A 12,707-nucleotide genomic window follows, 5' to 3' on the forward strand; every position below is an offset into this window, starting at 1 on the left:
TTGCTTATACTAATTCTCAGCCCGAAATAAAGCTGGATAAACTGCTGGACTGTGAGTTATATTTGGACATTGCTGTTTCCATCGCCGTAAACTGTTTATAATATCGCGTCTCCATATCAGTTAACCGATCAGTCATAGCGTCAATCCGCGAATTATAATCCCGGAGTAATCTGCCCATGACGCTTTCCGTTTTGTATGTAGCGCTCAGGTCGGTTGAAAATTTAGAGGTGCCGGCTTTACTCGCAATGTTATCCAGTGCTTTCTCTACAGCGGTGGACATCTTAGTAAATATTCCACCCGTTGTGTTTCCGGAGCTTCCTTGAAATAAATCAGTTACGGCTTGCGGATTTGATGCCAAGGCGTTTTTAAGTTTAGACTCATCCAGATACAGCTTGCCGCCCTCATAATACTGCCCGGTCGTAATTCCCATAGCACTCAGATTGCCGACTTTATCCGAAATCACAGATCTCAAGTTGGAAATGGCCGTTTTAAGAATATCATCATTTTTTAGAAGGCCACTTTTCGCCTTGGATTCCCACAGTGTGATATCCGCTTCCTTCATTGCTGATTTCTGCTCATCGGTAAGCGGCGGGAAATTGCGGTATTTCTCTTCCCCGACCTTGCTTGTCAAGGTACTAAGAAGTGAATTATAGGTCTCAACGAACGACTTGATCGTTTCCACAGTTTTGTCTGGTGTAGTTGCTGTAGTAATACTAGATGCTCCGGCAGTACCCGACTCAACCAACAGGGTTAGCTGTACACCGTTCACGGTTAGCACGTTGGACGATGGAGTATACTTAACCCCGATGTCAGAAGGGGTTAAGGGGTCCAGCTTGCCACTTTTAATATAGACTTCAGCGTTTTGTGCATCCTTAAAGTCCGTTAGTTTCATGAGTGACTTCAAATTACTATCCAAACTATTCGATTGTAAATAAGTATTTGCGCCATCCAGTGTGGAGGTCATCTTGAATTTACCGGTAATTTCATCAAAAGTTGCTTTGACATTCGCCTTGCTGCTGTTAATTTTACCCATCAGAGTGGAAATCGTGTCCGTGCTGCTGATTGCGATATCCACATTATTGATTGTTACTTTGCCACTGCCAGGCATACTGCTTCCAGTGATATCCGATAATTTCGTATCACTCGTTGCAGTCTTACTTGGCGTCCCTGTCGTAAGAGCTGCGGATTCAGCGCTTGATCTAGTAGCAAGCGACTTCACAGTTACTGTCATCTCAATCCCATTAGCGTTAGCACTTGCCTGCGCTTTTACTGCCGAAGTATTGCCGCTGACTACAGCCTGCTGTGTATTCATTTGAGCCGACTGGTTCCAAGAGCTCAGCTTATTCATTTTGAGGTCTACCAGCTTGCTGTTGACTTCTCGGTAACTGTCACGCTGCCATTGGAGAAGAGTCTTGGACTGGTTGAGTTTTTCTAGCGGCTGGCGTTTTGCAGTCATCAGTTCCTTGACAATGCTATCAATATCCATACCGGATCCGAATCCATTTATACGAAGTGTCATGGTCTTATTTGTCGCTCCCTTCTATACACGCTCGTCAATCAGTATCCCGGCGATTTCCATCATTTTGGCTACGAGGTCCAAAGTCTTCTCGGGAGGCACTTCACGAATCAATTCCCCTGTATCCTTATTCAACACCTTCACCATCAACTCGTGCGTCTTCTCATGAATGCTGATATCAAGTGTCGTAGTCGGTCCTTCCAGAGCTTTAACCGCTTTATCAATGGCCTTAATCAGTTGTTCCTGACCAATGGATACTTTGACGCCCTGCTTCTCCGCTATATTTAATTCGGAATTGCTTTTGATATTGTCGGATGCCTTCTTCTGCTCCGAATCTTTAGCAGGGGTGTCATACCGTGTACTCTGTCTATTAGGCTCCACCGATACTGCGGGCAAGGAAAATGAAACTTCCATGTGCACAACCTCCGAAAATACGATTATTTAGTTTATATATCGGAATAAAGTCAAATTTTATGAAGAGCGTCTCTTCCATATAAAAGATTACAAATGCCTAGTGCATTCCAGAGTTTGAAGGCAGCTCTGGCATGGATTGATTCCACTGCGATAGCGGGAATTGCTTTTTGATGGCAAGCCCTATTCTTCTCATACCCTCGAAGCTTATCTTACTGTCATACAAATTATAGCTTCTCTCGTAGGAGCTGTAGGTTGGCTTTTGCTCCATTAGTCTGGAGTATATTACCTCTGCATCATCCCTGTATCCCATTCTGCAGCATAGATCGCCGAGGAGTTCTAAAACTTGCACCTGCGTCGGTCTTTCCTCATACATAATTACTAATTGATCAAAAGCAGCTTGGTCATAGCCATAGTCAGCCAGCAGTACACAGAGTTTGATTTTGGTGTCCAGCTTTGCGGTAAGCAGGAGCTTTGAGATTGATTCGACGCAATCTAATTCTTCAAGAATAATGTAGAAACGCGCCATCTCAAGCAGCAGTGATTCCACTGGACCGGTCAGATGAGCGGGATTGATCTCCTCTCCAGCGATAAGCTTATCCATCACCTTGGATTCACGTTGGCTCCAATTCATCACACGTGCTGCAAGCTTCAACAATTCAGCGTCCTTCAGAATATAAGCCAACAGAACCAAATCAATGCCATTGTCAGACTGGATATTAAATCCTTTAGCCTCTATCCATTCCTGGCGTGCCTGCTCATATTGCTTATCCAAAAGCATTGCCCTAGCCTTGACGTTAATTGGAGGTGTAATCTTATACTGGAATAGCAAGGTTTGAAGAAGCGGATGTTTCAGTCCATACAACACATCCAGAAGCAACTGCAGATCTGTTATATTCTCAACATTATAAATCTGCTTGATGGTTGTATATACCTCCTTTAACGGTATTCGCGCCTTCAGCGTAATCTTGAAATAGCGTTTAAGTGCGGGAGCATAATTCTTCTTGGCTTGAAGCGACTGCAATATGGAATCAAATGCCTGTCCCAGCTTTCTTTGATCCTCATAAATCCCGCTTATCAGTTCAAGTGACCTGTACCCTCCTGAGCCTTCCGTCACCAAACTTCCGGTGTCACCCATCTTGACGCATTCTTGAAAGGTGGATAGAGCATCCCTGTAATAACCCATCTTGTTGAATAGCATTCCTTGGACATATCGCATCTCGGTCTCATCCGGAAAAAGATGTACAGCATCATTCAAGATGGCAACGCCTTCTTCACTACGCTCCAATTCCCCGAGGGAAAAAGCAAGTTTGGTCAGCAGCTCGGGTAGAAACACACGATTGGTGCTTAAAGGATAGGCTCTCTTAAAATAGTCTACAGCTTTGTTGAAATCATTGAGGGATAAATAGGTTTTACCCATATTGTATAAATTGTAAGCGTCGGGGTTTTCTTGCACCGATTTTTGCATGATCGGTAAATTCCGTTTTAATTTTTCTTTTTCTCCCATGACTTCTACGCTATAACCAGTATGGTGAATCAGCGTGTTTGCTTTTCCCGATTTCAACGTAAGATTGCCTATAATGTTCAAATGCTCATGCAGGCGGTTCTCATAAAACAAATTATGATCATTGATGAATAATCTGACAGCGTTGTGCATGAAGCTTTCACTATAGGAGTGATAATTCTTAATATCCAATAGATAATAATCCAGCCGGGTGCTCAAATCTTGCTGCAAATCAGCATTCATATCCAGATACTCATCTGCATCCAACACAAGAATATACTCTTTGGTTGCCAGCCTAAGCGCGAAGTTACGTGCTTCAGCAAAACTATCTGTCCAGGCAAAAGTATGAATTTCAGCTGTGTACTGTCTTGCAATATTTATTGTATTGTCACTGGATCCGGTATCAACAATAATGATTTGATCGACCTTGTCTTTTACACTCTCAAGACAGCGGCTCAGTGTTTTCTCTTCATCTTTAACAATCATGCATAATGATATGGAGGCATTCATAAGTACAATCTCCTCTGACTTAAATGATACTCATTATATCGGCATATTTATTTTAATTAGTTAGTTAGGAACTTTAATTTACATAAAAAGTATGTATCCATAAAAAAAGAGGACTGCCTGCAGCCATTTCGGGCATACAGTACAGTCCTCTTATAAAGTTCGCAATACTAAAAGCTTTAGCTATTAACGAAGCAATTGCAGAACGCCTTGCGGCTGTTGGTTCGCTTGAGCCAACATCGCTTGAGCAGCTTGAGCAAGAATGTTGTTCTTCGTTTGGGACATCATTTCTTTAGCCATGTCTACGTCACGGATACGGGACTCAGCTGCAGTCAGGTTCTCGGAAGAAGTATTCAAGTTGTTGATGGTGTGCTCCAAACGGTTTTGGTAAGCACCCAGTTTAGCGCGCTCAGTCGATACGGTTTGAATTGCAGTGTTAATTGTTGTGATAGCTGCATTTGCCGAAGCTTGGCTGGAAATGCTGATACCAGCAGATGCTGTTGCTGCAGTGCTGCCAGTTGCAGAAGCACCGGAAGAATCTGCTACACCCAGAGAAGCAGCATCCATAGCGTTGATAGAAAGAGAGATGTTTTGAGCTGCATTCGCACCGATGTGGAATGTCAGGTTGGCTGCACTTGTTACGCTGGAACCGGAGTTAGCAGAACCATCAAGCAATTTCTTCGTATTGAATTCAGTGGTGTTAGCAATACGTGTAATTTCTTTTGCCAGCTCGTCCACTTCTTTTTGCAGGGAAGTACGGTCAGTATCTGTGTTAGTATCATTGGAGGATTGAACCGCAAGTTCACGCATACGTTGAAGAATGCTATGTGTTTCGTTCAGTGCGCCCTCAGCAGTTTGAATCAAGGAAATACCATCTTGCGAGTTCTTTGCTGCCATATCCAAACCGCGGATTTGGCCACGCATTTTTTCGGAGATTGCCAGACCTGCTGCGTCATCACCTGCACGGTTGATGCGAAGACCGGAAGACAATTTCTCGATGGATTTGTTTGTATTAGCTGTGTTTACAGCCAGTTGACGGTGAGTATTCATTGCTGCTACGTTGTGATTGATAATCATTGGATTATTCCTCCCTGAAATGGTTAAATTCCACATCCATGTGGTAAACGCCGAACCATTAAGGTCGGCCGCCCTGCCGGATCAGCGTCTAAATAATATATCGTCCAACATTGCCCAACTGTTTATAGCTTGCAAGAACTTTTTTTGATTTTTTTAAATAAAAAGCCTGAAGCGTATGCTTTAGGCTCTAAAATAGACAACTCTTACTGTGCACCGTCCTCAAACCGTGTCTCCTTGAGACGGTTAATTAATGCGTTCAAATCAGATTGTACAGGAGCCGCTGATTCGCGGTTGACCTCCTGGATGGAAAGATACACTTCCTTGCGGAAAATATCTACATGCTTCGGCGCTGAAATACCGATCTTCACGATATCACCCTCGACACTTAATACAGTCAGCTCAATGTGGTCCTGAATGACAATGGTTTCTCCTTTTTTCCGCGAAAGCACGAGCATTTCATTCACCACCCTTTTCATCTGAAACAAGCTGCTCTTGAAGTAAGCTATGCCGCGTGTTGTACGATGTCCGGTGCAATACAATCTGCTTCCCGACCCGCTCCTTAGGGTTCAGGACAATGGGGGCCAGAAGATTGATCGTCGACTGCTCGACTTTATCCCTGAGTGTAATAATGGAGCGGATAATAACCTCCGATTCAATCTTTAATTCTTCAGCCTCTTCCTCTGACAATTCAAACTCGTAGGATGGATAAAAGGTGAACGGATCACTTATCAGAAATGATAAATCACTTTCCTTCACGGACTGAAGATACCAAAACGGCGTTCCATCCATAGCAATCAATGCAAAGTCGGTTTCACCTTCAAAACCGGGAATGCCTTTAGAGAAATGATAAAGCTGCTCTTCCGCTACTTCCAGCTTACCCCAAGATATCGTTTCGATAATCAATAGTTTCACTCCTTGTGATGGAATTGCGACATCAGAAAAGCTATAGAGGCGCTCTAACGAACCGCAACACTATAGCTTCAAATTTCTTCTACATATATAGATTAATTTCTGGCGGTGTAATCTGCAAGGAAGCATATTGGCTCATGTAAATGTCCAGCTTCCCCCGTGTATACTCTACTTCCGGCCGGTGACTGGTAATTTCAACATTCACCTCTGCCGGCTGATAAGAAATCTGCGGTTCACTGGTAGTAAAATGAATATCAACATTATCCATCGAAGCACGCCCCCGGGTTTCCGGAAAAGAGCGTGGTTCTGTATCCGTCCCATACACTTCAGCGATCGTATTCCCAGGCTTAAAAAACTTGGCAACTCTATCTCCCTGTTGTACCTTATTCGCAATATTTTGGAGAAAAAGCTGTTGAATCCCGGAATAAATACGTTTATTCATCGAGAGTGGGTTCCCTCCGTGGTAGGCCTCCCATGCTCTGGACTGATCAATATTCAGCTCCGGACGAAACGTCCGGACATTCAATTGTGCAGGGGTTGTATGGATATTCATTTCAGCTTTAGGCTGCCGAATAGAGAAGCTTCCCGGATCGGCGTCTATTCCAAGTATAGCCGGAGTTTGACGTATTTGCAGCATAGGTTGAATCAACTTCGATCACCTCTTTACCGGATAAAATCCACCAGGGATGTCGAGATTATCTTAGCCCCAACAGAGAGAGATGCGTTGTAGATATTTTCCTGGATTTTAGAGTTCATAATCAACTCTTCATATTCAGCATCTTCCGTCTTCGACTGCAGATCGGTGAGATTGACGTTTAAATCACTTAGCCGCGCTTGCATCAGTTCTATACGGTTTGTCTTCGCACCAATCTCAGAGCGGCTGGATAAAACAATATCACTGCGGCTATCGAATAAGTCCAGCTGTGAGGAAATAGCCTGAGTGTTACCAGCTTTTAAAGCAGTTGATAAGTTATTGATAATAGCAAACAGATTGTCTGTATCCCCTGCATTTCCAAAGACTTCATTGCCAGTCATATTAATTGGCATCCGTACACTTTCTCCTACAATATAGTTAATTTGTCCAGAGTCAGTATTAATGGGTGTCGTTGTATCATACGTTCCATCCGCACCTTTAGTGAAGTCATAGGGCAGATCTGTGTATTTCTCGCCATTAAAAACATACTTGCCGTTTAGCTTACTGTTGGCAATATCAACGAGCTGATCTTTAAGCTGCTTGACTTCTTCATTAATACTATCAAGCGCGGATTGAGGATTACTCCCGGTTGAAGCCTCTACCGTTAGCTCCCGCAATCTTTGAATAACCTCACCGGTCTGTCCGAGGACCGTATCATTGAAATCGAGCCAGGACAATGCACTATCCACATTATCCTGATATTGTTCATTGGAAGATAATTCTGCGCGATAACGCAGCGAATAAGTAATACCTACAGGGTCATCTGAGGGCTTATTGATCTTGCGCCCGGTGGCAAGCTGTAATTGTGTATCATTCATCGTCCGGGCATTCCGGTTAAGGTTAAGCAACAATTGAGAATTCATCATGTTTGAAGTTACTCGTAGCACCAGTTACCCTCCTTTCTTATCTGCCGACAACGCCGGTTGAGTTGATTAATTTCTCCAGCAATTGATCATAGGTTGTCATGAAACGTGCAGCTGCACTGTATGCATGCTGGAAGACCAGCATATTGGACATTTCCTCATCAAGCGATACCCCACTGACCGACTGCCGGCGTGCGTCAACTTGTTCCACCAGATAATTGGAATTATCCGTCTGACGTGCAGCCTCCTGTGCTTGAACACCAAGCTGCCCTACCATTGATTTATAAAAACCGTTGGCCGTTGTTTTAACCCCGGTTGTAGAAGAAGTAAATTGGCCGTTCTGCTGATTGGACAGCAGGAGGGCTAGTGTATTATTACCTTTAACAACGGTTTCTGCTGTTCCCGATCCGGATGTTCTGAGGGAAGTTGCCAGAAGATTCGAATCCTCTGCAATTTCAGGATTAAACGTAATATTCCCTGCGGTAATCGTCGAGCCGTCTCCAGAAATTGTGAAAAGAGGTTTGCCAGGATTCAATGTTCCATCCATTGTGTATCCCAACTGATGCAATCCATTCAAGCCTTGTACAATGGTCTTCACATCAGCATTCAGTGTCGCACCCTTAGGGAAAGCCGTACCTGCGGTAATGGTCGCTGTGGTGCCATCGGCCTGAGTAACAGAAACATCATTGGTCAGCACAGTTCCTTCAGGAGGAACGGATCCTTTAGGAAGATTAATCTCCATATCTCCGGTTGCAATCGTGTTCGCAAGATTGTCGAGCTGCTTTTTATAATCTGCAACATATTTCTTACTGGAGGCCAGCATGCCGAACACTTCACCGGATTTCAAATCTCCGGAAGTTCCATCACCATATGCTGAATTCAAGAAAGCACTGTCGACAGTTGCAGAAACGGCAAATCCTTGGACAAGAGGTTGTCCGCCGAGTGAAAGATTATAACCATTTGATGTATCTACCACATCAAGATTGACGATTTTGGAGAGCTTGTCTACAAAAAGATCGCGTTGATCCCGAAGGTCGTTAGCCTTATCTCCCAAACTCTCAATACGATATATGGATTCGTTCAATTGTGATATGGAGGAGAGATATGTCTGAATTTCCGTTGCTTTTACAGCGACATTCTCAGTCAGATCCTGATCCAGGTTATCCAGCTGCTTACTCATATAATTCAAGGAATCTGTCATAGCCTGCGTGGTTTGTACTACAATCTTGCGGGCGGTACTGTCATCCGGAGTCTTACTGAGGTCTGACCAGGCCTTCCAGAAATTATCCATTACCGTGCTAATGCCTGTATCGGAAGGCTCATTAAAAATCGCCTCCAGCTTATCCAGAGAATCCGACTGTATCGTCCAATTGCCCATTGCAGAGTTCTCATCCCGGAACTGTTCGTCCAAAAAAGCTTCTCGGATACGCTCGATGGAACCGAACTCTACACCCGTGCCAAGCTGACCTGGTACCGTAGATTTGGTAAGTCCATACGCTTCCATAGGTTTAGAAGCTGTCATCTTAACGGTCTGCCGGCTGTAGCCTTCGGTATTCGCGTTGGCGATATTATGTCCCGTAGTATTTAGGGCCGCCGTCTGCGTAAACAAACTGCGTCTAGCCGTTTCTATCGAATGAAAAGTAGATGTCATGTTTCTTGTTCCTCCCTAAAAGCTCTCTTGCGCTTCAACCACGGGCGTCAAATAAACCGGTCCGGTTAACAGGACCACCCTTATCAGACGGGTGCTGGTACGTAATATCCTGGTTAGGTCTTCCAACGAGCAAATCCAGGGAATAATCTATAAAAACAAGCGACTGTTCAATCAGCTTCTGATTAAGCTCGTTGGCTTCCTTCAAGCGTTTAAGCGTACTTGAAAGCTTCCGCTGAATATGCAGCAGCCGCGATTTATCTTCAGGATTGAACACAAGCCTGGACAGCTCTGTCAGATTCAGCTTCAGGTCGGAACGGATACCCGCTTCCTGTAGAAACTTATATGTCGCCTGCTGACGCTGCTCCTCGAGCTGTCCAGTGAGTTTCATCAATTTGGATTCACGGTTAAGAATCTCCACGAGTCCCTCGACTTTATTGTCCTTAATGATTGTCTTCTTGAAATCGGCCAGTTCAAGCATTTGAAGATGCGCTTCATCCAGCCGTTCAAGGGATTGAATCAGTTCTGTTAGTGCCATAGAGGTATTCACCTAATTCTCAGAGGTTTGCTTAAAATATGGGGCGAGTTTCTCGGCAAGCTTGGATGCATCAACCTGATAAGTACCTGAGGACACCTGCTGTTTCAAGCTTTCAATTTTGAGTGAACGCTCAGCGTCAATTTTTCCGCTGTTCTGAGCTTCGAGCAGCTTCATGGCTTCTGTAGAGATCGAAACCTCATCCTTGCGTGTACTTTTCTTCATTTGTTCCTGCCTTTGCGATTCCGCATTTCTTTGATACGGATTAATCGCGTTAATTCGTCCGGTCTCGTTAATTTTCATAACTTCCACCTTCCTTAGAATATAAAAAAGCCGATAATCATTACTAAGTTTATCGGCGGGTGTTGAAACATTCTTTATAGCTGCAAATGTTTTTCTGCAGAATTTATCAGTCTCTAAGCTTATCCAAAGCTCTGTAGGCACCACTCTTAGATGATTTGTTCTCTTCCTTAGGAGGGGCACTGTCCTTCGCTAAATTGGATATATCCTTACGTAAGCGGGTACGGCAATTATCACACATATGTCCTTCTCTGATCAGCGTTCCGCATACCTCGCATGGATACATCATGTTGGGTGCATTCGCTATGGAGATCCTGCCTTCTCTAATAAACCGGGTGATCTCTTTTATGGATATTTCCGTAGCGTCAGATAGTTCCTGAATGGATGTTCCTCTGTTCTCCCTGAGGTACTTCACACAAACCTCGTATTGTTTCTCCAGCTCTCTTACGCAAGTCTGGCATAGATCCAATACATTCTTAACATACAATCGGCCGCACCTTGGACAATTGTCTAAATTCATGTTAGCAGCCGCTCCTCTCTTACATGATTTACTTAAATAAAGCTTCTTATCCTCTTAGATTACATGATTGCATGAACTTCGTCTATGGGTAGCGGAACTCATCTATGATCGTGCTAAGGTAAGGCTGAACACTTTCGCTCCTTTTCCGCACATTTCAGTCATACGGGTAACCGCTTCGCCGCACGCCCGGATTGTACTGCCTGTAGTATAGATATCATCCACAATAATAACCCGAAGTGGTGCTGTCTGCTGTTCAAGCCATTCTGAGTAAACGCGATACATCATTGGATTTGGGGCAAAAGCATCCTTCATATCGGCAAGCCTCTCTGCCCGGCTTTTAAAGCTCTGCTTACCGGTATGATGTGTACGGATAAGCAGAGGAAGCTGCGGTATCCCTCTGCGTTTAGAAAGGGAAGCAGCAAGCCTTTCCGCTTGATTAAATCCTCTTTCGTTCAGACGCGAATCGCTTACGGGAACGGATACCAAAAGATCAGCATTCCACGCGTGGGAGGAGATTCGGCGTGGACCCAAACTGCCTGGGTTACCGTTATTAGACCGGCTGGAACCGGCTGTTACCCCGTTCTCATCCCGCTGCAGCTCATCTTTCATGAGCAGGTAGGCCCGGTCCATCATAACTCCAAATACATCTGCGAAGCGTTCATTCCCTCTGTATTTATATCGTCCCAGCCAGTCACGCATCAGGCTGTCATAGACAACTGCACTTCGGTTGCATTGGATGGGCGACGGGCTGTTGCTGCTTCGCGTGCAGTCGGGACAGCCGATATGGCGCCCGCAATGTCTGCAGCGGGGTTTATCAATCCAAGGTATGCTTTCAGCACACATGGTGCAAATTGCCGGAAGGTTCTTAGAAGGCGCCGCCTTTCGTCCGCAGGAAAGACAAGAAATCAGCGAAGGGGCTAGAAGTGCATGAAGAGCCCTGCGCCATGTATTAAGATTACTCACCGTAATTCCTCCTGATCAAAGAGTCATTGTCACAGCGGAACATGTTTTTTGACGGTATAGGTGTAGCCTTTTTGAGCGGCAATGGCATTCATGGTACGGATTTGCGCAATCGCAACCCGCTGGCTGCGGTTTGGTCTTGGTGCTGCCAGATAGACCAGGCCATGGGGATCTTCTTTGGATCGTCCTGCGCGCCCAGACATCTGCACAAGGGACGCATCATCAAACAAGCTGCTGTCCGCATCCAGGATATAGACATCACTCCGCGGAACGGTAACTCCTCTTTCCAGAATGGTTGTCGTGACCAACATAGTGATTTCCCGCCTACGGAAAGCCGTTACTTTATCCGCTCGTTCCGGGTCTTTGGAAGAGGTTCCTGCAATCTTCAGACCGGGGAAGTTTTTGCGTAATAGCACTAGAAGCCCCTGGATATGGGCAATACGGGAAACAAAAATAAAGATTTGCGCATTACGTTCGATGGAATGACGAAGCGTTTGGATAAACGTTCCGTGCAGATTCTGCCTTTTTAGACACTCGGCAACTGCAGGCATTCGAATACATTTCGGAACCGGCAGGGGATGACCATGAAAGCGAACCGGCACGCGTGCATGTGGTAGAATTCCAGCTCGAACCTGCTTTTGCAATTCCTGCGGCGGTGTTGCTGAAAGGTAGATAAAGAAGCCGTCGATTTTGCAGGCTTCTCTGGCCGCAAATGCCAGCATAGGATCATTATGATAGGGAAACGCATCAACCTCGTCCAAGATTACAAGATCAAATCCCTGATAAAACCGCAGCAACTGATGGGTGGTCGCAAGTGTAATGGCCCCATCATTCCAACGGTCCTGACTACCTCCATATAAGACAGTCAGCCTTTCCTGAGGAAAAGCACTGGCAAGACGGGGCGCCAGTTCCAGAACGACATCCCGCCGAGGTGTGGCCACAAGGACTCTCCCACCGGATGCAAGAACGGAGTCTAGCAGCGGAAAAATCATTTCCGTTTTACCGGCTCCGGTTACGGCCCAGAGCAGAAATCGATCCGGCCCAGGGAGTGCAGCCTTGGCAGGGGATGGAGTGAGGGAGGTGCCGAAGCGGGCATGGGATGTACGTAACAAAGCAGAATGAGAGCTGAAACGAGTCTGGAATGTACGTAGCAAATCAGGTCGAAAACTGAAACGTGTCTGGATTATACGTAACAAACCAGGTCGAACGCTGAAACGAGCCTGGATTATACGTAACAAACCAGGTCGAACGCTGAAACGAGCC

General features: G+C 45.2%; 14 protein-coding genes. All 14 read right to left on the reverse strand.

All coding sequences use genetic code 11. From position 1 onward, the window contains the following. Positions 1–16: 16 nt before the first annotated feature. On the reverse strand, positions 17–1,519 hold the full coding sequence (gene fliD, locus ACAN55_RS21995; protein WP_379138035.1) for a flagellar filament capping protein FliD: 1,503 nt from the start codon (positions 1,517–1,519) through the stop codon (positions 17–19). A 21-nt stretch (positions 1,520–1,540) separates the two neighbouring features. After that, a complete protein-coding gene (locus tag ACAN55_RS22000; RefSeq protein WP_379138038.1) occupies positions 1,541–1,930 on the reverse strand; it encodes a flagellar protein FlaG in 390 nt (129 codons plus the stop codon). A gap of 97 nt (positions 1,931–2,027) precedes the next feature. Next, positions 2,028–3,941 carry a glycosyltransferase gene (locus tag ACAN55_RS22005; protein ID WP_379138041.1) on the reverse strand — a complete coding sequence of 638 codons (1,914 nt, stop codon included), beginning with the start codon at positions 3,939–3,941 and terminating at the stop codon, positions 2,028–2,030. A gap of 183 nt (positions 3,942–4,124) precedes the next feature. Next, positions 4,125–5,015 (reverse strand): flagellin Hag, encoded by an 891-nt coding sequence (hag, locus tag ACAN55_RS22010; RefSeq protein WP_379138044.1) that lies wholly within the window; start codon positions 5,013–5,015, stop codon positions 4,125–4,127. A gap of 203 nt (positions 5,016–5,218) precedes the next feature. Next, positions 5,219–5,470, reverse strand: a complete 252-nt coding sequence (gene csrA / locus ACAN55_RS22015; protein ID WP_379138078.1) for a carbon storage regulator CsrA — start codon at positions 5,468–5,470, stop codon at positions 5,219–5,221. 1 nt (position 5,471) lies between these two features. After that, positions 5,472–5,918 carry a flagellar assembly protein FliW gene (gene fliW / locus ACAN55_RS22020; RefSeq protein ID WP_379138047.1) on the reverse strand — a complete coding sequence of 149 codons (447 nt, stop codon included), beginning with the start codon at positions 5,916–5,918 and terminating at the stop codon, positions 5,472–5,474. Between the two features lie 88 nt (positions 5,919–6,006). Next, a complete protein-coding gene (locus ACAN55_RS22025; protein ID WP_379138050.1) occupies positions 6,007–6,561 on the reverse strand; it encodes a DUF6470 family protein in 555 nt (184 codons plus the stop codon). Between the two features lie 26 nt (positions 6,562–6,587). Beyond that, the gene (gene flgL / locus ACAN55_RS22030) at positions 6,588–7,505 is read right to left on the reverse strand and encodes a flagellar hook-associated protein FlgL (RefSeq protein ID WP_379138053.1); all 918 of its coding nucleotides are present in this window, start codon (positions 7,503–7,505) and stop codon (positions 6,588–6,590) included. Between the two features lie 16 nt (positions 7,506–7,521). Beyond that, the gene (gene flgK / locus ACAN55_RS22035) at positions 7,522–9,132 is read right to left on the reverse strand and encodes a flagellar hook-associated protein FlgK (protein ID WP_379138056.1); all 1,611 of its coding nucleotides are present in this window, start codon (positions 9,130–9,132) and stop codon (positions 7,522–7,524) included. A gap of 34 nt (positions 9,133–9,166) precedes the next feature. Then, complete coding sequence (locus ACAN55_RS22040; RefSeq protein ID WP_379138059.1) at positions 9,167–9,667, reverse strand: flagellar protein FlgN; 501 nt, start codon at positions 9,665–9,667, stop codon at positions 9,167–9,169. Between the two features lie 12 nt (positions 9,668–9,679). Next, the gene (gene flgM / locus ACAN55_RS22045) at positions 9,680–9,967 is read right to left on the reverse strand and encodes a flagellar biosynthesis anti-sigma factor FlgM (RefSeq protein ID WP_379138062.1); all 288 of its coding nucleotides are present in this window, start codon (positions 9,965–9,967) and stop codon (positions 9,680–9,682) included. Between the two features lie 106 nt (positions 9,968–10,073). Further along, positions 10,074–10,484 carry a TIGR03826 family flagellar region protein gene (locus tag ACAN55_RS22050; protein ID WP_379138065.1) on the reverse strand — a complete coding sequence of 137 codons (411 nt, stop codon included), beginning with the start codon at positions 10,482–10,484 and terminating at the stop codon, positions 10,074–10,076. A 102-nt stretch (positions 10,485–10,586) separates the two neighbouring features. After that, the gene (locus ACAN55_RS22055) at positions 10,587–11,447 is read right to left on the reverse strand and encodes a ComFC family protein (protein ID WP_379138067.1); all 861 of its coding nucleotides are present in this window, start codon (positions 11,445–11,447) and stop codon (positions 10,587–10,589) included. Positions 11,448–11,476: 29 nt separating this feature from the next. Then, positions 11,477–12,556 (reverse strand): helicase-related protein, encoded by a 1,080-nt coding sequence (locus ACAN55_RS22060; RefSeq protein WP_379138070.1) that lies wholly within the window; start codon positions 12,554–12,556, stop codon positions 11,477–11,479. Positions 12,557–12,707 lie beyond the last annotated feature (151 nt).

This window comes from Paenibacillus oryziterrae (assembly GCF_042610485.1).
Lineage (GTDB): Bacteria > Bacillota > Bacilli > Paenibacillales > Paenibacillaceae > Paenibacillus_AQ.